General features: G+C 49.6%; 22 protein-coding genes, 1 tRNA gene and 1 pseudogene. 3 read left to right on the top strand and 21 right to left on the bottom strand.

Going from position 1 to position 23752, the window contains the following annotated elements:
* From NDA02_RS05610 to NDA02_RS05570, 9 genes are all read right to left on the bottom strand, one after another.
* The coding region (locus NDA02_RS05610) for a cobaltochelatase subunit CobN (protein ID WP_348254560.1) at positions 1–932 on the bottom strand (932 nt) is incomplete at its 3' end.
* Positions 933–936: 4 nt separating this feature from the next.
* Positions 937–1974, bottom strand: coding sequence for a cobalamin biosynthesis protein CobW (gene cobW / locus NDA02_RS05605; RefSeq protein ID WP_348254559.1), 1038 nt, complete (start codon positions 1972–1974; stop codon positions 937–939).
* Positions 1971–2225 carry a DUF1636 family protein gene (locus NDA02_RS05600; RefSeq protein WP_348254558.1) on the bottom strand — a complete coding sequence of 85 codons (255 nt, stop codon included), beginning with the start codon at positions 2223–2225 and terminating at the stop codon, positions 1971–1973. The genes cobW and NDA02_RS05600 overlap by 4 nt, the downstream gene beginning before the upstream one ends.
* Complete coding sequence (locus NDA02_RS05595) at positions 2174–2833, bottom strand: Uma2 family endonuclease (RefSeq protein WP_348254556.1); 660 nt, start codon at positions 2831–2833, stop codon at positions 2174–2176. The genes NDA02_RS05600 and NDA02_RS05595 overlap by 52 nt, the downstream gene beginning before the upstream one ends.
* A gap of 53 nt (positions 2834–2886) precedes the next feature.
* Positions 2887–4947: an AAA family ATPase gene (locus NDA02_RS05590; protein ID WP_190791785.1), complete on the bottom strand. Its 2061-nt coding sequence runs from the start codon at positions 4945–4947 to the stop codon at positions 2887–2889.
* Entirely contained in the window at positions 4944–5108 is a 165-nt protein-coding gene (locus NDA02_RS05585) for a hypothetical protein (protein WP_190791784.1), read from the bottom strand. The genes NDA02_RS05590 and NDA02_RS05585 overlap by 4 nt, the downstream gene beginning before the upstream one ends.
* Before the next feature lie 6 nt (positions 5109–5114).
* Positions 5115–7232: a DNA phosphorothioation system restriction enzyme gene (locus NDA02_RS05580; RefSeq protein ID WP_242067308.1), complete on the bottom strand. Its 2118-nt coding sequence runs from the start codon at positions 7230–7232 to the stop codon at positions 5115–5117.
* A 32-nt stretch (positions 7233–7264) separates the two neighbouring features.
* Positions 7265–7591 (bottom strand): nucleoside triphosphate pyrophosphohydrolase, encoded by a 327-nt coding sequence (locus tag NDA02_RS05575; protein ID WP_190791783.1) that lies wholly within the window; start codon positions 7589–7591, stop codon positions 7265–7267.
* 356 nt (positions 7592–7947) lie between these two features.
* Positions 7948–8568, bottom strand: coding sequence for a tyrosine-type recombinase/integrase (locus NDA02_RS05570; protein WP_199296526.1), 621 nt, complete (start codon positions 8566–8568; stop codon positions 7948–7950).
* A 320-nt stretch (positions 8569–8888) separates the two neighbouring features.
* On the opposite strand from NDA02_RS05570, the gene cas12k reads away from it, so the two are divergent.
* Positions 8889–9470, top strand: a complete 582-nt coding sequence (gene cas12k / locus NDA02_RS05565; RefSeq protein ID WP_347277868.1) for a type V CRISPR-associated protein Cas12k — start codon at positions 8889–8891, stop codon at positions 9468–9470.
* Positions 9471–10510: 1040 nt separating this feature from the next.
* Here cas12k and NDA02_RS05560 read toward each other — a convergent pair.
* A tRNA-Thr gene (locus NDA02_RS05560) sits at positions 10511–10575 on the bottom strand.
* 222 nt (positions 10576–10797) lie between these two features.
* Here NDA02_RS05560 and NDA02_RS05555 point away from each other — a divergent pair.
* Positions 10798–11079, top strand: coding sequence for a hypothetical protein (locus NDA02_RS05555; RefSeq protein ID WP_190791781.1), 282 nt, complete (start codon positions 10798–10800; stop codon positions 11077–11079).
* A gap of 134 nt (positions 11080–11213) precedes the next feature.
* Positions 11214–11438 (top strand): Uma2 family endonuclease, encoded by a 225-nt coding sequence (locus NDA02_RS05550; RefSeq protein ID WP_190791780.1) that lies wholly within the window; start codon positions 11214–11216, stop codon positions 11436–11438.
* A 43-nt stretch (positions 11439–11481) separates the two neighbouring features.
* Here the strand turns inward: NDA02_RS05550 and NDA02_RS05545 are convergent, their stop codons facing one another.
* From NDA02_RS05545 to NDA02_RS05495, 11 genes and pseudogenes are all read right to left on the bottom strand, one after another.
* A complete protein-coding gene (locus NDA02_RS05545; protein ID WP_190791779.1) occupies positions 11482–12087 on the bottom strand; it encodes a Uma2 family endonuclease in 606 nt (201 codons plus the stop codon).
* A gap of 105 nt (positions 12088–12192) precedes the next feature.
* Positions 12193–13005 carry a formylglycine-generating enzyme family protein gene (locus tag NDA02_RS05540; protein ID WP_348254554.1) on the bottom strand — a complete coding sequence of 271 codons (813 nt, stop codon included), beginning with the start codon at positions 13003–13005 and terminating at the stop codon, positions 12193–12195.
* Between the two features lie 123 nt (positions 13006–13128).
* Positions 13129–13248 (bottom strand): annotated as a pseudogene (locus tag NDA02_RS05535) (hypothetical protein); the annotation flags it as partial.
* 89 nt (positions 13249–13337) lie between these two features.
* The gene (locus NDA02_RS05530; protein WP_348254578.1) at positions 13338–14465 is read right to left on the bottom strand and encodes an RNA-directed DNA polymerase; all 1128 of its coding nucleotides are present in this window, start codon (positions 14463–14465) and stop codon (positions 13338–13340) included.
* Entirely contained in the window at positions 14462–14809 is a 348-nt protein-coding gene (gene avd / locus NDA02_RS05525) for a diversity-generating retroelement protein Avd (protein ID WP_190793658.1), read from the bottom strand. The genes NDA02_RS05530 and avd overlap by 4 nt, the downstream gene beginning before the upstream one ends.
* Positions 14810–14937: 128 nt before the next feature.
* Complete coding sequence (locus NDA02_RS05520) at positions 14938–15795, bottom strand: formylglycine-generating enzyme family protein (RefSeq protein WP_348254552.1); 858 nt, start codon at positions 15793–15795, stop codon at positions 14938–14940.
* Positions 15796–15893: 98 nt separating this feature from the next.
* Positions 15894–18722 carry a formylglycine-generating enzyme family protein gene (locus NDA02_RS05515; RefSeq protein ID WP_348254550.1) on the bottom strand — a complete coding sequence of 943 codons (2829 nt, stop codon included), beginning with the start codon at positions 18720–18722 and terminating at the stop codon, positions 15894–15896.
* The gene (locus tag NDA02_RS05510; RefSeq protein WP_190794816.1) at positions 18719–19816 is read right to left on the bottom strand and encodes a MoxR family ATPase; all 1098 of its coding nucleotides are present in this window, start codon (positions 19814–19816) and stop codon (positions 18719–18721) included. The genes NDA02_RS05515 and NDA02_RS05510 overlap by 4 nt, the downstream gene beginning before the upstream one ends.
* Before the next feature lie 12 nt (positions 19817–19828).
* On the bottom strand, positions 19829–21232 hold the full coding sequence (locus NDA02_RS05505; protein WP_190794817.1) for a hypothetical protein: 1404 nt from the start codon (positions 21230–21232) through the stop codon (positions 19829–19831).
* Positions 21233–21242: 10 nt separating this feature from the next.
* Positions 21243–22280 (bottom strand): caspase family protein, encoded by a 1038-nt coding sequence (locus tag NDA02_RS05500; RefSeq protein ID WP_348254548.1) that lies wholly within the window; start codon positions 22278–22280, stop codon positions 21243–21245.
* Entirely contained in the window at positions 22277–23491 is a 1215-nt protein-coding gene (locus NDA02_RS05495) for a hypothetical protein (protein ID WP_190794819.1), read from the bottom strand. The genes NDA02_RS05500 and NDA02_RS05495 overlap by 4 nt, the downstream gene beginning before the upstream one ends.
* Positions 23492–23752 lie beyond the last annotated feature (261 nt).

Genomic DNA, 23752 nt, shown 5'->3' with positions numbered 1-23752 from the left:
GCAAGGTCTGGCGGCGCCAGACCGCGCTGGCCTTCCGCCCAGGCATCCCGCCTCGTCGTGGCGATCGCTACCTGAAACACCGGGAGGCCGATCTCGTCGAAGATGTTCTGCTCGCCGGGTTCGGCACCGGTGGCGAAAGCCGTCGCCGTGACCAGCAGCGGCGGGGCGAAACGATCCACTGCGCCCTTGAGCAGAGCCCGCGCCGCGTCGTCGCGTAAGCTGGCAACGAAAACGGGCAGGGCACGGATGCCGCGCGCCGCAAGTGCACTCGTCAGCGCGTCGATGGGCGCGACGTCGTCCGCCAGCAGCATCGAGCGATAGAACAGCAGCGGCACGACGGGCCTGCCATCCGGTTCTATCCGTTCAGGCTCAACGACGCCCTGGCCCGGCAGGTAACAGCCGGCCTTTGCGATGGGGGCGGCCGTCGCCGCCTCGACCTCGTGGCCGGCGAGCCTAGCCATGTGGCCTAGCGCCAGTGCGAGGTTGGCCGGCCCGCCCTCGCGGAAACAGGCCAGCAGGGCGTCATAATCGAAGTCGGAAATAGTCGAGAGCCCGGCCAGCCGCTCGTCGCGCTCGCGGCATTCGCCCGGCAGCAGCGCAAGTGCGATGCCGTTTCGCCGCGCGGTTTCCGCCAGCCTGTCGCAGCCATAGCGCCAGTAGTCGTGGCCGCCGAGGAGGCGAACCACCACGACCTTCGCCTTCCCGCCCGCTCCATCGAGCCACAGGTCGACGGACATCGGATGCCGCAAGTCGCGCAAGGCCGCCAGCCGCAGCGAGGGCAACGCGCCGTCGGCGTCCTTCCACGCCCGTGAAAGTGCAGCAAGGTCGCTGTCGGAGAAGGAGAGCGCGATCATCTCCGCCGGCTGCATGGCCAGATCGACGGGATCGATCAGGTCGTCCAGAGAGGCGGAAGATGTCGCGAGGATGTGCATCGTCTCAGGCGGCCAGCAGCCGCTCCACCGCGGCGCGGTCGAGCCCTTTCAGGCCGATCACGACGAGCCGTGTCGCCTTCTCTTCGCCGGCTTCCCAGGCGCGGTCGTAGTGATGCGACACGCGCGGCCCCACAGCCTGTACCAGCAGGCGCATCGGCTTGCCTTCGACATGGGCGAACCCCTTCAGGCGCAGGACGTTCTCAGCCTCAGCAGCACTCGCCACCTTGCGGGCAAGCTCCTCGGGGCTTGCGATCGCCGGAAGCTCGATGACGAAGGAGTCGAAATCGTCGTGCTCGTGATCTTCCTCGTCATCGTGGTGCGTCTTGCGGTTCTCGATGTCGTCTTCGACGGCGAGGCCGAGGCCGAGCACGGCGCCTGCATCGATGCGACCGTTTGCGACGGCTACGATCTTGACCGCGCGCGGCAGGTGCTCGGCCACCGCTGCTTCGGCCCGGCGTCTGGCGGCATCGTCCAGCAGGTCGCTCTTGGACAGCACGATCAGGTCTGCGCAGGCGACCTGATCCTCGAAGACTTCCTCTACCGGGTCTTCGTGGTCGATCGATTCATCGGCTGCCCGCTGCTGTTCGAGTGCGTCGCGGTCGCCGGTCACCTCGCCGGCGGCAAGCGCGGGTCCGTCGACGACTGCCACCACGCTGTCCACCGTGACGCGGTTGCGCACTGCTGGCCACTGGAACGCCTGCACCAGCGGCTTGGGCAGGGCGAGCCCCGACGTCTCGATCAGGATATGGTCGACCTGGGTGTCGCGCGAGAGGATCTTGTCGAGTGCGGGCACGAAATCATCTGCGACGGTGCAACAGATGCAGCCATTCGCCAGTTCGACGATGTCCTCCTCGGAGCAGTTCTCGACGCCGCAGCCGCGCAGGATTTCGCCATCGATGCCGACATCGCCGAACTCGTTGACGATGACGGCGAGTTTCCTGCCGCCGGCATTCTCTATCAGGTTGCGGATAAGCGTGGTCTTGCCGGCGCCGAGAAAACCGGTGACGACGGTGCAAGGGATGCGCTGGACGGACGTGTTCATTTGAGATCCTGAAGGTTGGCTGCTGTGGGGACGCGGGCGATGAGGCCGCGCTTGAGCGCTTCGGGCCGATTGCGGAACGGCATGAAACCATCGGATGAGCCGGCAAAGAGCTCCGCGCCTCTCACGAGGTCTGCGGCGCTGCCGGCATCCAGCTCGCCGAAGATGTAGCTCCACGAGCCGGCGCGCAGCACGGCCGCGCTCAGGCCTCGCTTGCAGTTGCCGAGGCAGGCGACCTGCCTGACGTCGACCATGCTGTCTGCCGCGGCCTGGCGGGTGGCGTCGGCCAGCGCCGATCCGGGTCGTGGGAAGGTTTCAGTTGCTCAACCGTTAAGTCAAGTTCAGGAAATAGTGTAGATAGGAGGCGATCGCTTCCCTGGTATTCCACCGACTCATACAGCCCATCAACCAGCGTTAGCACCAACACTCGCTTTTTCATTGGATCAATAATCCAATACTCAGGAATGCCTCGCGCTGCATACTCCGATCGTTTAAACCGATAATCCCGATCCTCATTTTTCTTGCCTGGAGATACAACCTCGATCGCTAATAAGGGAGCAGGCATATCTCCTGTAATCGTGCTGTGTCCTGATGCCAATAGCGATGCCGCCAACTCCTCCCCCAAAACCATTAAATCCGGCATTCGCACTCGACCCGCTACAACAATCTCAATATCCTTGTGTCGTAACCATGTCACTGGCACAAATCGCGCCAACGATACCAGCAGGAATACAGAAATCCTGGCATTGAGGTTGCTTTCGGGCGGCATCTTAATGATTTCTCCATCTACAAACTCTTGCTGCCCTTCATAAATTTCTTCTAATGCTAAATAGTCTGAAATCGTCTGTTTTGTAACAGTCATCCCAAATCCTCCAACTCGCCATCCTTCGTACTCCTTACCCCTCAACCTCCACTCTAACGCCGCTCAACCTCCACAACCTCCGTCCATTCAAACTCATTCGGGCTTTGCCGCACCAGTGGGTAAGTTTCTCCATTTAAGACGATCGCCTCTGGCTCACAGTCAGGCTTTGCCGAGTTAAACACCAACACATATTCCTTGTCGATGTAAGGTTCCATTTCCGTTTCCACCTCACCGCGCCACTGTGTCTTCGTTGCCAACACCACTAACTGATCCGCCAACATGGGAATCAACTTCGCAATCTGCCGCCGATAGTTCTCATCCAGCGTCCCAAAGGGCGAATCCATCACGATTGGAAAACTGCTGCTATCCAGCCCAATCAGCGAATGCTTCTTACTCCAATAGCGCACCCGCTCAATAATGCTGCCAATAAACGACAGACTGAGAATCTGGTTCTCTCCGGTTGAAGGCGCAGCAATACTCTCACCATCGGTTAAATTTTCGACTAGCACCAGTTCATAGTTTTCCGTCAGTTTAGGAACCTGCGTCTTAAAAGACACCTGCCGGAAAATCTCTCGAACCTTCTGTTCCAACACCACCCTAAACTTGCTATCTACCCGCGATCGCACTTGGGTAAGGCGATCGATCGCATCATCTGTCGCCTTCATCTGCCGCTGAATCAGGGCCTGTTGCTTGCTCTTTGCCTTCAGGTCCTTGATCTGCTTGTTCAGATCGCCAATCTCTCCTTCGCACTCCTCAATATCCCGCGCCACATTTTCATCTTCCCGATGCAGGTCAATGATCCTGTCCTCAATCTCCTCCAGGCGTTTTTCCAAACCACTGACATTGACATCTTCGCTGCCCTTCAACTGCTCCCGGATGTCGTCAAGCTGGTTCTCTAACGTCGAAAGATGTCGCCGCAAATTTTCGATGCTGGCTTGCTCTTGCTCCACCTCTGCCCAAAATTCTGGAATTTGTCGCTCAATACTGTTCACCTCACCGCCCATCTGAATCACCGCTTCCTCGACCTGCTGAATCCCAGAGCGATCGAGCCACGATTCTACCTGCTTGCGAGCCTTTGTCCCTTGCTCTAGTTGGGTGCCGCAGATGCACGCCCCATCCTCCAGCAAGTCTTCTACAAACTGTTGCTTAATTCCGGCAGGCAATTCTCCGCGCTGCCGCAATTCATCGGCGAGATTGCGAAACTGGGCGATCGCATCGGTGAGAAACACCATATATCCCCTCGCTGAGATCGTCCGTCGCAGCTTATCTTCACTGCGATCGAGTTGTGCCTGAATTTCCTCCTCCTGTCGCTTCAGATCATCCCGCCGCTCCTGAATTTGCCCAACCTTATCCAGGTCACGTAGCTGCGCGGTTACTTTCTGCTTCTGCTCCTCAAACGCCTCCAGTTCAGATGCAATTTCCTCCCGTCCAGCCTCCAGTTGAGCCTTCTCCTCAATCAGGTCTTCTTTCTCTTTCACCAGTCGCTTTGTTTCTGGATCGCCAAGCTCTGCCAGTTCCTTGTTGAGCGATCGGTAGGCTTCCTTCAAATGGTTAATGGCCCGATCCAGCACCTCCACGCTCAGCAGTGTCCGAATGGCTTTAGAAATCTCTGATTTGTTTTCTGATTTGACAATGCGATCGATCCGCTCTCCATCAAAAAAGAAGTAGCGATGCAAACTCTCTGGCAAAACCTGCCCCACTTTGTCTTCTGGCACCTCTGGAGGCTGAACCAATTTGCCATTGATCTGAAGCGCAAGTTCTCCCCCCTGTTCGATCGGCAACTCACCCGAATGCGACTTCTCGATGTAGCACGATCGTCTAGCACGATAGCGATTGCTGTTATGCTCAAACACAACCTCGACCCAGCAATCAACTCGTTTTCCTGAGGCAGTTTGGGCAATGGCTCGTTTATTAATATGCTGCTCTGGCGAAGCAAATGCCCCTGTATGCTGACCGTATAGCACCCAGGTAAAGGCATTGAGCAGTGTGGTTTTACCTGCCCCGTTATTACCATGAATGACTGTAACACTACGTCCCGGCTGCCCCGCCAGATTAATCTCCACTTCTCCCCAAAACTGACGGAAATTGAACAGCTTCATCGAGACTAGCTTCATTTCACCGCATCCTTAATAATTTGGAGAATATCGGCTTTCACCCTGGGTCTATCCGAGTGTAAGTTCTCTTTCTCCACTCGAATCACCTCCCGAATAATTTTTTCAACTTCAGGGGGCGCAGTCGTAATCGGTTCTTCAATGTCGTTATAATCTGAAGCCATACTTACTTAAAGTTCTAATAATTGATACCTTTCTTGCAGCAGTAGCAGTACTTTTCTAGCCTGTCCGCTATTGACAGCTAAATCGGCGAACTCAACAAACCGCTTCAACTCCTTTCGCAGTAAATTTCGCTCGATACTCCAAGATTCCCGTCCCAAATCAGGAGGTATCACAATCATGTCAAACAACTCAGCCCTTTCTTTGCCTGGACTCGGACGCAGAATCCGCCCCCGTCGCTGGATGAACTGCCGAGGGTTGCTACTACTCGCCAAGATCACAGCAGTTTGAATGGCTGGAATATCCACGCCTTCATCTAAGCAACGAATCGCTACCAATCCCTGTAGGATGCCCTGCATGAATTGGTAGCGCAGTTCTTCCCGCTCCTCCAGGCTAGTTTCGGCTGTGTAAGTTTTAACTCGGTAGCCTAACTCGTCTTGTAGCAAAGCCGTAGCCGCTTCAAGTTGACGAATGCTCTCTTCAGTCAATTGGTCCTCAACAGAACCGTCACCACAATAGAACAAGGTATGACTGGTTTGCAGACGCGTGGACATAATTTGGCGCAAAGCATTTAGTTTATTGGCTGCTGCTCCTACAATCCGCGCCCGTTGCATCAGTAGCGCCGTTAGTATCTCGTTGTCATCTGCATCGCCTCCGATCCCAATGGCTCGACCAATGCGACTGGTGAGTTCCTCATATCGCTCAATCTCAGGCTCTGTTAACTCTACTAAAACCGGATAATAAAGATAAGGAACTAACGCTTTAGCAGCGATCGCATCTTTCAAGGTAAACTCTGGCTCCAAAACAGGACCAAAGTATTCAAGCAATCGCTTTGTACCGCGCTCATCAAAGTATCGTTCAGGCGTAGCCGAGAGCGCCAATCGTAGTTTAATTTCTTGGGGCAGGCTTGACTCTAAACGGGTTGCTCCTAAGTTGTGTGCCTCATCCCCAATGATGAACGATCGCTTCGGGAAAAATTGCAGTTGAGACTGGAGGCTGTCTCGCATTAATGTTGCATTCGTTGTAATCACAGTAACAAACTGTTGATTTTCTGAAAGCACTGCTAATAGTTGAGATTGCAGTTCTCCTTGCCAGCTTTTCACCGTTTCAAATGCCAGAATGGGTTGTAAGCCAAACTGACGAGCTTCTTCTGCCCACTGAGTCACCAAATGTCGGTAGGGACAGACGATCAGTAACGCCTGGAGCGGTTTATCTTGCTCAACACTTGTCCGATACAGTTCAGCCGTGATCGCCAGAGCCGTGATCGTCTTGCCACTCCCCGTTGCCATCTTCAACGTGCCTCGTCCCTTGTTGGCAAACCAGTTGGCGATCGCCTGCTGCTGGTAAGGACGTAGCTTTAGCCAAGAGGGGATTTTGGGCACTCCCTTAAGAGGCAAGCCGGAAGTGGAATAGCCACCGCTTGGCTCTGACACTCTGGGTTCTATTAACGGCGGCTCTCTAGGACATAGTCTCAGGAGATTCTGCTGCACCGCTTCTGGAAATTCCAGTACATCCAAGTTTTCAGTCCGATTATCCCAAAGGCGCTGAAAGTTCTCAACCTTCCGCAAAGCTCTTCTACGGAAGGGCATATCCCACGAGCAGTAAACATCGATACACTCAAAATTCTCAATTAAGGCGCTGTAGCTCTCATTAGCTGATCCCATAAATGTGACGAAATTACCCTCGCTGTCGGAGAAAATCCCTACTTTCTCGTGATAAATCCCCCGGTCACGTATCATCTTAGGGACAGCAAGCTTAATTTCTAGAAATCCCTTAGCCAGTAGCCAGGCAAGACAAGTCAGGCGATCGTGAACGACTTGGTCAAACTCAGATTCCAACTCCCGCAAGAGGGTATCGGTAATGGCTGCTTCCCGCTGCTTCAGTCCTTGAGCGATCGCGTTTGCATCTTCAGGGGATAGCTGAGGGGATGCAATCAATTGCATTCTTCCCCCAGAACGAATTAAAGCAGTTAAGCCTTTTGCTGCCGCTGCCATTGAGGAACTAGAGAAATAGCCAACTGCTCGTTTATAAACGACCGAGTTTTCGAGACAAGGAGTATAAAAATCTTGAATCAGATCACAGCTATCACTCCGATATTCATCCTGAATCTCTAAATCACTCAGACTCAACGCCAACAGCCCTTCAATATGTTTGCTTTAGTCTAGCCCGTCTGACTCCAAAGCAAAAAGAGCCGTTGTTCAAATCCACCTCTCTCTGCGCGTCGGTGTTCCTGCTCTGCTCGAACGGTTGCAGGATTAATCTGATGTACTGCCATTAACGCATCTATAACTTCCAGCAAATCAGCTAGCTCCTTAGGCAGTTCCTGAGTGTCAGCCTCGGCAACTTCATGTGCTTCCTCAATCAACTTCTGGCGTAGGGCTTGCTGATATTCCTCCTCCGATAGCACCTCTGACGCACATTTTCTTCCTGCTTCCTCAATAATCTCGGGAATGCGATCACGTACCAGCTTGTTATAAACCTTTCTCATCTATCTATAAGTCAATTTAATCGATATGACTGAGAATATCAGTGAACCTGCGCAATAGTTTTATTATCACAGAGAAGCATGGTGGGTTGACGCAAGAGACAACCTTAGCGCCATCCTCTAACCAGTGAAATAAACACAAGAAGTATTGACTGCCTCGATTAGTCCCAAAATGGGTAAAATGTACCCTTTTGTCTCTAAGTTGAATAAGGAACAGTTCGACTACTGTAATTAAATAGAGGCAATCCTTGCGGCAATGGCAAAGCCGTGCTGTAAAGCGCCAGCTATCTATTAACCTTGTAAGCTATCGAAGCCGATAGGAAGTTTACAAAATAGGAACTGGGATACGATTCACAGGCTTAGCATAAACTCGATCGAATCATCTCAGCCGAATTCCCAACCCACTTGGCAAGTTGAATACTGGCAATATCTCCCTCTCGACAAAGGCTACAGAAGGTATGGCGCATTTGATAGGGATTGCGGTATTCAACGCTGGGCAGTACCTCACCATCTGGCAGTAAGGTGTCCTGCGAGAGAGAGGCAAGAACCTTCGTCCAGGCACGAGTCGTGAAATTGTGCCAATCGATAAACTTCCCTTTGGGGCTAGGAAACACCAGGGACTCTGGATGGCAATCCTTTGGCTTAATTGTGGCAATGATTTCTGCGAGTTGAGCATTGACAGGGAAGTTTCTCAGCTTTTGAGTTTTCAGCCCATCCTGAATCACCAGTTTCTTGCCATCGTAGATAAGAACTCGTCGGAAAGTGATGAAATGTTGGCTGATATGCTTCCACTGCAAGGCAAGAGCCTCAGAAGGTCGGCATCCCGTGAAAAATAGGAATTCGACAAGCGAGGCATATTTGCCGTAGTGGCGATCCGCCTTGAAGGCAGTAATGATGCGATTGCGCTCCTCTGTCGTGAAAGGATAGATTTCCTCTTCCTCCTCGCCCTCAGACTTTTCCAACTCAATTTCTGCTGCCATTCCCTGAAAAGGGTTGGAATCGATCAACCCCACCTTTTTCGCCCATTTGCAGCTTGCCGATAGCTGCGTCAGAACTCGTTTTGTAGAATCCGCAGGGACGTTAGCATTCAACCAGTCAAAGGTAGCCTGAGCTTCAGTCAGCCGTTTATAGGGGCACCTACTTATATGATTTGCGACCCATCCATACATCCTGATCGTAAATGTTGACTTTTTGTGCGATCGCACCTCCCTGTAGCGATTCCAAATCTCAGCCAAATCTAGACTCTCAGCAGGGTTAAGAGGAGTCGTGTCATCAGTAGCCGTAGCCGACTGCACCTTATATTTTAGTTGGACTTAGCGTTGGGTTGGCTCAGCCTATAACAGTGGCAGTGGTCAACGGCAGAACCGGAGATGTTCTGACTTATCGAACTCCTCGTACATTACTAGGCGATCGCTACTCTCTCCTCAACCGTCAACGACAACGGCAAAAGCAGAATGCCCTGCAACGTCACAAAAATCAGAAGCGCGGCGTAGCATACCAACCTTCAGAATCAGAACTGGGTCAGTATGTTGATCGCCTACTGGCACAGTCCGTCATTCAACTGGCTCAACAGTATCAAGCGGGCAGCATCGTGATTCCTAGCCTGAAGCATCTTCGAGAATTACTCTCCAGTGAGATCACGGCAAAGGCTGAACAGAAGTGTCCGGGTTCGGTTGAGGCTCAGGACAAATATGCTAAAGAGTTCCGTAGGGCAATCCATCAATGGAGCTATAACAGACTTCTTGAAACGATTTGTTCTAAAGCTAACCAAGTAGGGCTCACAGTCGAGACGGGCTTCCAACCATCAAAGGGAACCGCCCAAGAACAGGCAAAAGATTTGGCGATCGCAACCTACCACTCTCGTGCGATCGCCACAAAATAATCTTGCCTTTGGGTACATTTGAACCTGGACAAGTTAATATTTGAGTCAATAGCGCCGCAGTTCAAGCTTTCTAAGCCGCTGAACTGTGAAAAATGTGGGTCAGTTTGGTCATCGTGAGATGGCTGTGCTTTCCGACCCTGATAACTGTCCGCTCACTGACTGCCATCCTGGTACAAATTTGATCTCGGAATTTGTATGGGGATGGGAAGCTGCATTCGTCGATTCCCTTCTTCCAATGTAGCGTAGGTGCGCGCCCAGCAGAAGTGAGTTAAGCCTCCTTTGAAGGTAGGTACGGGAGCATTATCTCTTCGATTTTTAGATGCAGATGATGTTACTGGAGTGGCAGTTACTGAATCGCCCCGAATCATTGTGGGAGTCCTCCATAATTTTTTGGCAAACCGAAGCGAGGTTCAAAATCCCGAAAGGTTAGCCAAACGTACACAATCCTTCTGAAATCTAATTTCCAAGGTTTTTGTTGCCTACGTTTGACGCTCGTTATTGCAAATAAATGTTGATTGTTGCAAAGAGCAATCGAGCTTTGGCAATTTCCTTTAGGGAAGCAGATGGTACAAGGATTCTAGCGCTGGGAGTCGCAATCGCCCTCTCAGGTATAGGTGGGCTGAAAGAACGGCTTCATAACGAGTCGAACCGTAAACTGCGCTAAGTCGCAATCGCCCTCTCAGATATAGGTGGGCTGAAAGTATAACGGAATACTCAGGCAAAGTACCAATTTTCTCGTCGCGATCGCCCTCTCAGGCATGGGTGGCTGAAATTAGGCTTAAGGAAACCACAAACTTTTCCTGTGTTGCGATCGTTTGTGGGTTTATGAATGGAGGACTGAAAGGAGCAGCTGATTTGTAACCAGCAAAAGGTTTATTGAAAAGACAGGAACGACACTAATTTGCGAAAAGATTGAAGTAAAACAAAGGCGACATTAATTTGCGAAATGTGGTAGACTCCAGCAAATTGTCCCGAAAACGACATTAATCTGCGAATTGCGACATTCAGTTCGCGAATGTACACTTGTTTTACTTAAAAGCTGGTGACGGGACTCGAACCTGCGACCGGCTGATTACAAATCAGCTGGTCGTATTTCTCAAATCCTTGCTGGTTAAGCTTTTTAGCAATCAATAGAAATATCTTTTCCAGTTTTATCTCAATCTTTATCTCAATCACAAAAAATTAGGTAAGTTTGGGTATTGTCAGAGAACTTTGACGAAGCAGGGGTGTAATACAAAAAATCGCAGTTCAAAAGTTTAAGCGATAGCTCCTTCTTGCTGCCGACAAATAATTCGTGTATTTTTAGTGCAAATGTACTAAGATGCTCATGCTTCAACACGAATTTGCATCACCAACGAATGGGTATCTCCTCACCTATGAGGAACTGCTCCGTATCCGCACCCTAAAGCTTCTAACGAACGATCGAGACTACGTTTTCTTTGCACTACAGATTGATTACCCAGGTAAGCTCAATCCTGCGATCGACGTTGCTGCCTTCTGCGATCGCTGGGAGCTAAACGACGGCGACCTCTACAAAGCCTTGGGAGATCTGCGGAAAAAGGGAATTGTTGTCTCTATCTCTAGTCAACTGAACCTTCAACTCTCCTAGTTCTCTTGGGGTGGGATTGCTGCTTCCATCGATCTGACAGCATTTAAAAATTAGTCGTCCAACGTATTACCGTTATATTTATCCACCGGGCAGCTAGGGGGATCTAGCAATGGCGATCGCACAACGGCTCAGCTTTGAAATCGACAGACTACCGCGCAAAACGCGCAGAATATGCGGTGCTTAACATTGCAGAATATTGGATTGTATATTCCATGCAGGCTGTAGTAACGGTATGTAAGCTTGTGGAGGGATTGTATGATGCTGATGAGTTTAGGGCAGATTCCCTTGTCGATTCACTGGTGTTTTCAGAACTGGAAGTGACGGCAAAACAGGTCTTGAGTGGCGGACAGGCGGGATAGGAAAAAAGGGCAAAAATTTCGATCGTGCGTCGCTTCAATCCTCTCACGATGAACTGGCTGTCCTGATCGCGTCGTTGTCTTGAGGTGAGAATTTTACATCTTCGTACAGCAGTTCGATCGGGCACTCAAAATCAAGGCTAATGAGTTGAAGGGTTTCTCCTGCGGCGTAGGGGGTCAGTTCCCATTTCTTGCGCTCGTTGAGCCGAAAAATTTCAACATTCATGCGATCGGAGCTAACCAGAACATATTCTCGCAGGCTTTTGAGGCAGCGATAGTGAGCGAATTTTGCTCCCCGGTCATAACTCTCAGTAGAGGGGGAAAGCACTTCGACAATAATGCAGGGGTAACGAATCGCCTCGATCGCTTCTTGATCACGGGAGTCACAGGTGACACTCAGGTCAGGATAGAAGCCGGGACCCGTCTCGCTGATAGCGACTTTTGCATCTGAACTGAGCACCTGGCAGGAGCGACCGCGTACATGGGGTCTGAGGGCAGCGAGAAGGTTAACGGCGATCGCACTATGGGGAATGGTGCCGCCTGTCATGGCATAGACTTCGCCACCCACATATTCGTATTTACAATCCTGCTGCGTTTCCCACTTAAGGTACTCCTGAAAGGTCATGAGTGGATTGTGAGATATTGCAATCATTTCGCCCTCCTTGATTACTGCAATTGTAAAAAATTCGATCGCGCTTCGCGCGGAAGAGTGCAAAAGAGAAGAGGGTAAAGGGCAAAAGGGCAAGAGGGTAAAGGGTTACAGAGTCCTCGGGGCAACACAAACTACACGAAAACCAATAAGGCTGAAGCGGTCGTCGGGCGAACCGTCGAAGCGATAGGCAGATCGACAATCCCCCGGATAGTCGCCCCAGGAACCGCCGCGTAGGACTCGACTTGCATTCTCATCTTCACTGATCCAGGCACTCCCATCGATCGGCGCACCCTCATAGCTGTTATGCCAATGGTCTAAACACCATTCATCAACATTTCCGTGCATGTCACATAATCCAAAGGCGTTTGCAATGCCAAAATGATCTACAGGAGTTGTCTCTTCTCGATATTCCCCTTTCGGTCCATCATTATAGGTATAGTTGCCGTCGTAGTTTGCCAATTCAGTCGTGATGGTTTTGCCGAAATAAAAAGGCGTTGTGGTTCCAGCACGACAGGCATACTCCCACTCTGCTTCGGTGGGTAGGCGGTATTCTCGTCCTGTGTAGGCAGAGAGACGATCGCAAAACTCCACTGCCTCATACCAGGACATACGCTCGACAGGGCGGTTATCTCCTTTGAAACTGGAAGGGTCGGGATCGAGTGCTTGTTTAGCCTGAGGCAATGCTGCGACAAATTGCCACTGGGCTTGAGTCACGGGATAGCGTCCCATGAAGAAGGTGGGAACGTTCACTTCATGCTGTGGTCCTTCATCACCGCTGCGTTCTGGTTCGTCGTCGGGAGAACCCATCATGAAAGTTTCACCAGGAATTAGAATCATATCCAGCCCCAGTGTGTCGCCCAGCTTCTCAACGAAGTAGCGGGCTTGCTTGCGCTCTCGACGAATCACCAGTTCTGCCATGCCAGGATGCAACTTGACAATGTTTTGAGGTGGGTCAAATAACTGTTCGCCACAGCTACCAAGCTACCTGACCCGGTTTGATTTTCGGATGCAAATGCATCACAGGAGCAGGTCTGGACTCTTCTAAACACTCCCAGTCAATATCCCATCGACTGGCTCTGGCATGAGAAGAGTGCTCGGGGCAACACAAACTACACGAAAACCAATATTGTTGTTGCGGTTGTCGGGCGAATTGTTGTTGCGATAGGCAGATCGACAATTCCTCGGATTGTTGTTCCAGGAACCGCCGCGTTTGCCGACCTAACCCCGCTTATAGCGTACTGCCAGACTATCTAATTCGTCTCTAATGATGCTGAAATCTTTAAGGAGCTTGGCTCAGGCGGGGCGGTGAATATCCAGCGATCGAAGATTTGGCGGCGCAGTTGATGAGTGTCTCCATGCCGCAGATGGGCTTCCCAGCTTTGCAATCGCTGTACCAGTTCTGCCAGGGAAAGCTGTCCGGCAGTGTAATCTTGCTGTAAATGTCGCAGCCGATGCCGTGCCCGTCTTAAATTGCTGTTTCGGACCCGAATCTGAACTTCTCTGGGAAAGGCTTTACCCGTCGGCACAATCCGAAACCCCACAAAATTTGCACCCTGTCTGGTTTCAAAGAGTTGGCTTTTGACTGGGTGTAGCCGCAAACGCAGAGCGGTCAAATACTGTTCGATCGCTCCTCGTGCCGCTTCCAGAAACGATCGATCGTCTGAAAACAGGGCAAAGTCATCTACAAATCTGAGATAACACTGGGCTTTGAGTTGTTCTTTGACGAAATGATCAAAGCCATTCAGATAGGCATTGGCAAAAAACTGGCTGGTCAGGTTGCCGATCGGCAGTCCTTTTCGTCGCTCTACCGGAGCCAGCAGGTCATCGCCGGGAAAGTATTCAGCGTCTTCTCCCTGTGGGTTGCTGCCGTCGATAATGCGATCGATTAGCCAGAGGGTATCGGAGCATTTAATTTTGCGTCTCAGGATAGTTTTGAGAATAGCGTGATCAAGATTCGGGAAATATTTGCGAATGTCACACTGCAAGATGTAGCGATGGTTGCGGGTGAATTCGATGAAGCGTTTTAATGCTCGATGCGTCCCATAGCCCGATCGATTAGCATAGGTATCGTTGATAAAGGTTCGCTCGATGATGGGGACAATAATATTGCAGAGGGCGTGATGCACCACTCGATCGCGATAAGGTGCAGCGGAAATCAGGCGCGATTTGGGATCGCGAATTCTGAAGGTGCGATAGCCGCCAGGAGTGTAAGTTTTTTGATGCAGTTCTGACTGAAGCCGAAACAGTTCTTGCTCCAGGTTGTAGTTGAATTCCAGGACATTAGGACGATACCGCTTGCCTCGCTGTGCCTGTCGGGAAGCTTGCAGCAGATTTTCAAACGAAACCACTTGCGACCAGAGATTGCCGTACCGCTTCATGTGGCTTGCTGCTGACGTTGCTGCTTCATCCATCCTCCCAGATCAGTACCGATCGTATTGATGTGCTGGCTAACATATTCATAGCGACGATCGGATAGCAGTTGAAAGTCGAGTAGGAGCCGGGTCTGATGCCGCAGGATATCGAGTTGAGTATTGAGCGATTGCAATTTTGGTAGCTTTTCTTTGGCATAACGAGCCTGAATCAACCCCTCCAGCAGATCATACAATCCAGCAATAATCCGATCGCCCAGCATAAACTTGTGGTCGCGCGGCAGGCGATTGAGAATCGGGACGTACCATTTAATCAGGTCGTAGGTTTTTTGGATGATGGGTAGCTCTTGCATGGCGGGACGAGTGATGCGGTTCAGAAAATAACCTACTGTATCTTCTGTAGAAAATTTTGATCGCGCTTCGCGCGAAAGAAAGTGTAAAGAAAAAAGAGCAGAGGGCAAAAGGGCAAGAGAGCAAAGGGCTACAGAGTCCTCGGGGCAACACAAACTACACGAAAACCAATACTGTAGTAGCGGAAGTCGGGCGAATCGTTGAAGCGAGAGGCAGACCGACAATACCCCGGATAGGGGCCCCAGGAACCGCCGCGTCTTACTCGACTTGCATTCTCATCTCCACTGATCCAGGCACTCCCATCTGTTGGAGCACCCTCATAGCTGCCATGCCAGTGATCCAAACACCACTCAAAAACGTTCCCGTGCAGATCACACAGCCCAAAGGCATTCGCAATCCCAAAATGGTCTACAGGAGTGGTTTCTTTGCGATATTCACCTTTCGGTCCACGACCATAGGAGCCTGACCATTTTCCATCAGGATCATCGGTACCATCATAATTGGCTAGATCAGTCGTAATGGTTTCACCAAAATGAAAAGGGGTGGTTGTTCCAGCACGACAGGCATACTCCCATTCTGCTTCGGTGGGTAGGCGATATTCTCGTTTGGTGTAGGCAGATAGCCGATCGCAAAACTCCACTGCATCGTACCAAGACACCTGCTCGACAGGGCGCTTGTCTCCCTTGAATCTAGAAGGATCTAGATTCAGTTCTCGATTCACTTGCGGTAATTGTGCTACAAATCGCCATTGGGCTTGAGTGATAGGATATTTGCCCATGAAAAAGGTGGGGACACTGACTTCGTGTTGAGGGCTTTCTGAAGGGGAGCGATCAACCTCATCTTCGGGTGAACCCATTAGAAAAGTGCCCGCCGGAATCAACATCATCTCGATCCCAATGTCTTCAATTAGCGGCTCAACAAAAAACTGAACGGACTGACGACGGCGTTGGAGTCTAAGATTAGGCTGCTGATTCTGAATAGTCGCCATAGCTCTGGATTGACCTTGAGGTTAAGAATTTCGATCGCGCTTCGCGCGAAGTGCAAAAGAAAAAAGGGCATAGGACTAAAGGGCAAGAGGGAAAAGGGCTACAGAGTCCTCGGGGCAACACAAACTACACGAAAACCAAAAGTGCTGTAGCGGGTGGCGGGCGAAATGTCGTAGCGAGAGGCAGAGCGACAACCCCCCGGAGAGTCGAGCCAGGAACCGCCGCGTAGGACTCGACTTGCATTCTCATCTTCACTGATCCAGGCACTTCCATCTGTTGGCGCACCCTCATAGCTGTCATGCCAATGATCTAAACACCATTCCCACACATTCCCGTGCATGTCGGATAAGCCAAACGCATTGGCAATTCCAAAATGGTCTACAGGAGTCGTTTCTCCTCGTCTCTTACCTTGTGGACCATCGTTATATGTCCTAGAGCTATCATAGTTTGCCAGTTCAGGAGCAATCGTCTCGCCAAAGTGAAAGGGCGTTGTCGTTCCAGCACGACAGGCGTACTCCCATTCCACTTCAGTGGGCAGGCGATACTCTCGTCCTGTGTAGGCAGAAAGTCGATCGCAAAACTCTACTGCCTCATACCAAGACACTTGCTCGACAGGACGGTTGCCCCCTTTGAAATTGGAAGGATTTGGAGCAAGGTTTCGATTCACCTGTGGCAATCCGGATACAAATCGCCACTGGGATTGAGTAATGGGATACTTACTCATGAAGAAAGTGGGGACACTGACTTCGTGCTGGGGGCTTTCTGAAGGAGGGCGATCGACCTCGTCTTTAGGAGAACCCATCATAAATGTGCCTGCCGGAATAGAAACCATCTCAAGCGGAGACACTATTTCTAGCCGAGGGTCCGATCGCTCAACACTTTTTGAAGTGGCTTGTATCCGTTGCTGAATTAGATCACCCAATGGCTCGATCCACTGATAAGCCTGTTGTCGTTGCTTGCGAATCACCCAATTGCTTTGCCGTTCTGAACCTGAAAAGAAATTCCGAAGCCCTTGCAGAAGACCAGGTTGCTGTGCATCAGTTCTACGCTCGATCGTTGCTACCTCGAACTCAAATCGCTCCAGACCTTCAGGCTCAGATTCAACAATGATGGTGACGACTTCAACCTCTTGAGTTTGCACTGGTGGCAACTGGTTTTCTGGGGAGGATTCGTTCAACGGATCAACTAATTGAGCGGTGGTAAATTCCAGCACCTCTAAGTCTGGGAACGTTTGCTCTGTTTTTATAGGTTGAATCCAATCAGGATACACTTTCGCATCCTGCTCAACTAACTGAGCTAATTCCGCATAGTCTCCCCCCAGGCGGTAGAGTACCTCTGTCGCAATTTGAGCAAAAGGTAGAATGGCATCTTTCTCCTCCTGGCTCCAATCCGATCCTGGAGAAAGCAAGGCAGTAAAACTTTTGATTTCAAAGCCCAAGGTTCTGGCAATGCGCTGAGAAAGAGCTTCGAGTACGCCAAGGGTCTCGTCAAGCGGCGTAATTTTGTTCAGTAGCTCCCGCACCCCTTCTACAAAGTCATAGCGTGCTGAGGCATCAAGAGGAAGTTTCTCCGATCGAATTTCTTCCAGAAGTCCACTGCTATAGACCTCGGCAATGTGAACAGGCTGCACCGATGGCAGCAGTTCCTCCTGAATCAAATGCACGACAGGGAGTTCCACCGGAACAGCCGCCATCATGCTGGCTAGCTGTTGTGCGATGGGAGATGCGGTCGCTGCGAACAACTCCACTCGTTCCTTCGCTGATTTAGGGCGGATAACTGCCAGCGATCGATCCCGTTCTGGATCTTTTACCCAGGACAAATCAAATAAACGCGCTGGAGCCCGCTGACGACCTGCTGCCGCAACCACTAAAGCCCATTGCTTTAGAGCACCCACCGTCAACGTCACAATGGGTAGCGTCAATGCATCCGTCGGGGCGATATTGGGTTGAGAAAAAAGTTCTCTGATTTGTAATTTAGGGTTGGGAGCACCTGGAATTAAGGAGCTAACCTGCACTGCAAATCCTACATCCAGTTCGCTTTGATTCCATAAGCATTCAGGCAACAATTGCACGATCGCAGTTGGTTGATTCTGGCTCCAAAAAGCTAACCAATCATGGATCTGCCCCTGCCGCCACAACTGGGATCGACAATCACTCACAAATAGAATCAAACGCCGCCCAGAGGCATCAACTAGTTCTTTATAGCTTCGTAGCGGTACATCTTGTTCAGGATTTCCCTGTCGCTGCTTTTTAGACACCAGCTTCGGTTGTCCCGTGTCGGCCCCTTCAACAGACCAAGTTCGTACATTGCGAAAGGCTCCTTGATATTCCAGCAGATGCTGAAACTCATCCAGCGTCTCCTGCCAAATAAAGCTAAACCGAGACGATTCAATCACCAACTCCAGATCAAACCAACGTTCCAGAGAAGGCTTGAGAATTGGCACCCAGATATCTTGTTCCGCAATCCGGTTGACCGTAGAAAGTTCATCAAGATCCGATCGCGTTAAAGAAGGCACCCTACGCATGAGTGGACGGAGCGATCGTCCAATATCACGGGAATTAGAAAAGGCAGGAGCAGCCCGTACCTGAATCGGCAAGCCATGTTCTGAGGTTTCACCTATTGATGTATCTGACCTCATCACTGGAGGCATATAAGCTGAGACAGTGGGTGAAGACACTTCCGGCAAAGTGCTATTGTCCTCAACAATCTCAACAGTGGTTGTTTCATTGGAAGAAGGTGAAGTCTGTTTTCCTTGCTCAGTCTCGCCCGTTTCCTCCTCATAAGAACGACCGATTTTGGATGCCAACCACAGCGCATCTGCAATGTCCTCATCATCTAATACAGGGTGTGCCTCACTCCAAGCTGCAATCTCCTGATCGCTCAGGAGTAAGCCCGTCTGCTGTAACACGGTGATGAGGCGACCGATCATTTCTTCTCAGGCTCAGACAAGCCATTCTTAGGAGTCGTTTGTAGAGGACGATCAAGCGGGGCTAATAAATGTTCGAGTAAAATTTCCTTTTCATCTCCCACCCAGCTTCGCTGACGAGCAATCATAAATAGGGTATTCAAAAGTTGATCGGTAGAAAGCTGCTCTCTACCTTGATCACGACGCTTAAGAAAAGCAGTAATTAGATCGTTAACTTGCTTATCGGTTAAATCACACTCTTTCAGATGGGCTTTGACTATGCGTTCCATCTGCTTTCGATCAGGATCACGCATATTCAAACGCAAGCAACGGCGGAGAAATGCTGGTGGAAAGTCTCGCTCACCATTACTGGTCATAATCACCAAAGGGAACTCTTGGCAGGTAATACGCCCCCCTCGGATAATGACTTTCCTTTCTGCATAGGTCATCTCAGCTTCATCGGTATAAGCTGTACGCACCTTAACTGTGAGAACCTCCGTCTGCTGATCAGGGTTGTCACTTTCCTTCTCTAACCGAGCCAACTCTGGAATCTCGAACCGCCCTTCCTCAAAAATAGTCAGCAAGTCATTGGGCAGATCTATATCACTTTTGTCAATTTCATCAATGACCAACACGCGTGGTTTAGACGACTCCAATAGGGCCGTACCCAGAGGACCCAAAGTAATATAATCAGCAATCTTCTGTGGGTCTTCCCTGTAGTCGCCTTTAGCTTCGGATTGTTTGACTTCCTGCAACCGACCAATGGCATCGTAGCCATATAACCCATCTTTGAGAGTAGTGCGGGTCGTAATGGGCCAGTAAAGCACTTCTCCCAGCTTTAGCTCATGCGCTACTGCATAAGCCAGAGAAGATTTCCCTGTGCCTGGCTTACCCGTAATTAACAATGGGCGACGCAAGTAAAGCGCTGCATTAATCATCTCAACCTCTTCAGGTTGAGTCTGAAAGGTTTCCCCACGATGTTTCCGCCGACTAACCCCAGGATTCGGATCTTTACCAAAGGGTCTCCAGGGAGGCGCATCAGGAAGTCGATTGACCGCATCATGGGGCTCTCGATTATCTCCCTGAAATAATTTCCAGTCTTCGGGTGGGTTACTCATGAGATTTCTAACTCAGGCAGTTTTGGGGGGAACTAGCTCCGGATCGTCCCATAGTAAAGATAGATGATGACCGATATCACGATCAGGAGAGTTTTCCCGAATACGAGCATTGTATCGCTTACTTCTAACCGTTTCGGGCAACTGTTCTAAACAGCAGGCAGCTAACAGTTCTGCCATCTGAGCTTCATGAATCATTTGGTCTTTTAAGTTGTTGCGAGTCCAAACCACGATCGGTAAACCAAAGCCTAACAGTTCACGAAACAGTGTTTTGCTGTCTACAGGTGACGGAGTGATACACAACCCGACGATCTTGTCATCCGTCTTGTCCGGCTTTATAACCGCATTTAGCTTATCTAAAAGAGCAATTAAATCCCCGTCATGACCAGAGACGAAGACATTCTTAGTAGACTCTCTTAATAGATTCTGGTATCGTTTCCACAACCTCAGCCAACTTGGTCTCTTGTTATAACTACCTTCATATCGATTCGCACATCGAGTTACAACAATGTGGTCATGTCCCAAATATTCTGGTCGTAAATCTGTTTCTGAATTAAGTCGCCAGCTATCCGCCGCTAAATCCAAGAGCTCTACTGGAAGAAAAACATGGATTTGGGGATAGTTTACACAGCTTGGACAGAGACTACGCTGCTCAGCCAGGAAGGTGTTAAGAAAACGGGGCATCTTATGTAACAGTTCGTCTAACAAACAAGGTTTTGCTTCAGAAGATCCAGTCACGACTAAAGGATGATAGCCTGTTTTTTGCTTTTGATACCTCTCAACGTCTTCTATTAACCAAGCATTAAACTGATAATAAGTTGCATCCTCTTGAGACTGGGTAGAAGCCTCGTCACTACGAATAATGGCAATTAAGATAGCGGGTTGAACGTTTTCCAACTGTTGATTTTGTTGAGACTGAATCTGGTTATAAAGCTGTCCCCAATCAATATTCGGTCGATATTGAGATCCCCACTGTTGAAGATCACTGACCAGAATGGGCTCTGATGTTTTATCGATTAAATATGCAATAAATTCCTCTAGAGCCGTGTAGGATAACTCCCCTTGAATGATTTTTTTAAGTTCAGACACTAATGATTGCACATTCTCCACAGTTCGTTGAACCCGACTTGACCAGTGGAAGATTGTTGTTTGATAGCACTGCTGAAAAGTCTCCCATTGATCTTGGTTAGCTTCTAAAATCTCAATAAGACGATTAGTCTCCCTTGTTGTCAATTGCTCCCGAAGCTCCTGCTGTCGAATTTCGATTTCCTGATCGACCTCTTCTATTTGTTTGAATAGGAGATTTAGCCGCTTTTCATACGTCTCTTTTACTGTCACATCAGCAGTTGCATCAAGTTCGTCTTGAACCGTTTGAAGTTGCCGGTTAAAATTATTACGCTTTGATAGTAAGTATTCCAATCGAGGACTGCTAATCATTTCCTTGATTTAATTTTTTAATATCTTGATCGACCTCTTCTATTTGTTTGAATAGGAGATTTAGCCGCTTTTCATACGTCTCTTTTACTGTCACATCAGCAGTTGCATCAAGTTCGTCTTGAACCGTTTGAAGTTGCTGCTCAAAGGTACTGCGCTTGTTTTGTAGATATTTCAATTTGAGTACTTGGGCTGAATTAACGGGAGAGGGGTCTGGCTTAGGCGGAAGTGCCTCAATCTGATTATCTTGAAGCTTCAACCAGTAAGCAGGCGGTATCTGCTGTTTCCTCAGGAAATCGGATTGAAGATGCTCCACCAGCATCCTCATATCTGGCAACAAGGGCTGTCCTTGTAAAGTCTCTAGTACGGCTTGAGAAAAATGACCTGTACCCGTCTTGGAATCATTGGTAGCTACCTCATATTCTGGTGAAGCAAACAGAACGAATTGTTCAGCCCGCTGAGCATCACCACTGGTTGCAAACTCAACTCCAGCCGCAACTCCTTGACTCGTCTGAGCTAGCCCTTGATAAAATGCATTGGCACAAGCATCAATAAAAAAGACTTGTTGAGGAAAACCAGTTCCATAAGCCGAAGTACCTAAAGCTTCTACAAGCGAGTTAACATTCAAATTCCATTTCGTGTCATCATCAGTATCAGCAAAAAATAGCCGTCGAACGGTTGCGTCAGTTTTCGTAATAATGCCATGTCCGCCCCAAAAAATATAAAGCAACTCCCCTCGGCTGCTTTTACTGGTCAACTTTGATCGAATCGTGTTGGCGATCGCGTCATGGGTTGCAGGAGATGGGAAAAAGCCTTTAGTTTGTGCCTCCGACAAGACCCCCTTATTTTGCTCAAGAGGAGACAAGAATAAATAAATATGCTCTGGCTCAGTGCCATGCTGCAATAGCCAGTTTGCAAACTTTAGTGCATCATTGGCAGGTCCATTGAGGTCGTAATCAGGTCCAGCTTGATACTTCTCGATCCCTACAATTAAGGCATACACATTTCTTGATTGGATAGGGGCAGCAGTCATGGCAATACCTTTTCAATCTCCTCCCAAGTCTGTTTATTAGCCCAGTAAGCCCCATGAGCCTCCGGAAAGGGCTGTCTATTATCTACCGGGACATCGGTAACTTTTCCAGGAAAAAGCCCTTCACAATCACCGATATAGCTCAAAAAATCTCTTAAATCATAAATGTTAAGCCATTTTGGGAAAAACTCTGGCAATGGCTCACCGTAGGGCAAAGTTTGTAATGCACCAATTTCGTAAAAAAAGGGAGCCTGTGATCCAACCGTAATTAAATACTTAACTTTGTTTCGTAGATCACGTTCGATTAGCAAATCAACGCAGGCAATACCACCCAAGCTATGGGCAAGCAGAACGACAGGTGGCTCGATTTGCTCGTGCTCGATTTGACTGCGGATAAACTCACGAATCTTTTCGCCTTTGGCTTGATAAATCAAGATGTCTCCTGCAAACGGATAAGTACCATCCGTTACAGCACCTCGCTTCCGCCTGATTTTGTTAGTACCGAAGCCAAAGGCCAATCCTGTAAGCTGGCTCTTGGTCCAAGTTGAGACAACCCCCATTGATTTCTCATCGCGGGTTAGAGTCTTTTGGATTGCGTCAACTGCTTCATTCCGTAGTTGGTCGTCCACTAATAGCCAGGGGTAAATTTCCTGTTCTTTGCACAGGATTCGAGACACGGAGATAATAGCCCTGGCGATCGCAGCATAATCGCCATCTAAAGGTCGAGAGGCTGTTTCTAGTAACCGACCGAATGGACTAGAGTTAATGCCTGTGATCACCTCACAAGCCTGTTTGAAAACAGCACCAATTCCTAAATCGTTCAACCTTGACTGTAGTTCTGCATTGGTTAAGAGGGATTCGACCCTACTTCTCAATTCCTGAGAAGGCGTGCTTTGACCAGGAACAGATTTTTGCGCTTGTAGAGGTCTCAGCCCCAATAACCGCATTTCATAAAACGGATCTTTGTAAAGATTTTCCCATAGGCGAACGCTTTCCTCTTCGAGGGTTAGCTCCTGCCCTCCTTGTGATTCCTTGTAGGTAGGGATGGAAGCTCCTCCAGCGTTAAGTTTTGCCCCTAAAGGATCACCCCAGAGGCAAGGAACCAGTTTAGCATCAGGTCTGCGTTTGTGAAGGGCTTGCTCCATCTGCTGCAAAGTTTCAGCATAGGCTTCTTTTCTACCCCCAGTTCCATGCACGAAGATTATGGTTGTCACCTTCCTACTTCCGTATTTCAAATGAGTTCTGTCGTAAGCACTACATCAGTGACAGAAGAACAATCTCAGCCGTCAAAGACAATCATTAGTACCTTGAAACAATTTTATTTGAAACCCTTGGAAAACCTAGAATACTCAAGTCTTTCTTTAAGGAAATTAAGGAAAGCATATGTTGCCACTGTGAGAAGTTGTGCAAATCTAAACAAGTAAGGCAACTAGCGGTTCTGTGTCTAAAATCACTTGTTGCTTCATTCTTCTCCA

The organism is Leptolyngbya sp. ST-U4 (assembly GCF_039962215.1).
Classification (GTDB): Bacteria; Cyanobacteriota; Cyanobacteriia; order Elainellales; family Elainellaceae; genus Leptolyngbya_A.
The sequence above is the reverse complement of the archived record's forward strand: the minus strand, read 5'-3'. Positions and strand labels throughout refer to the sequence as shown.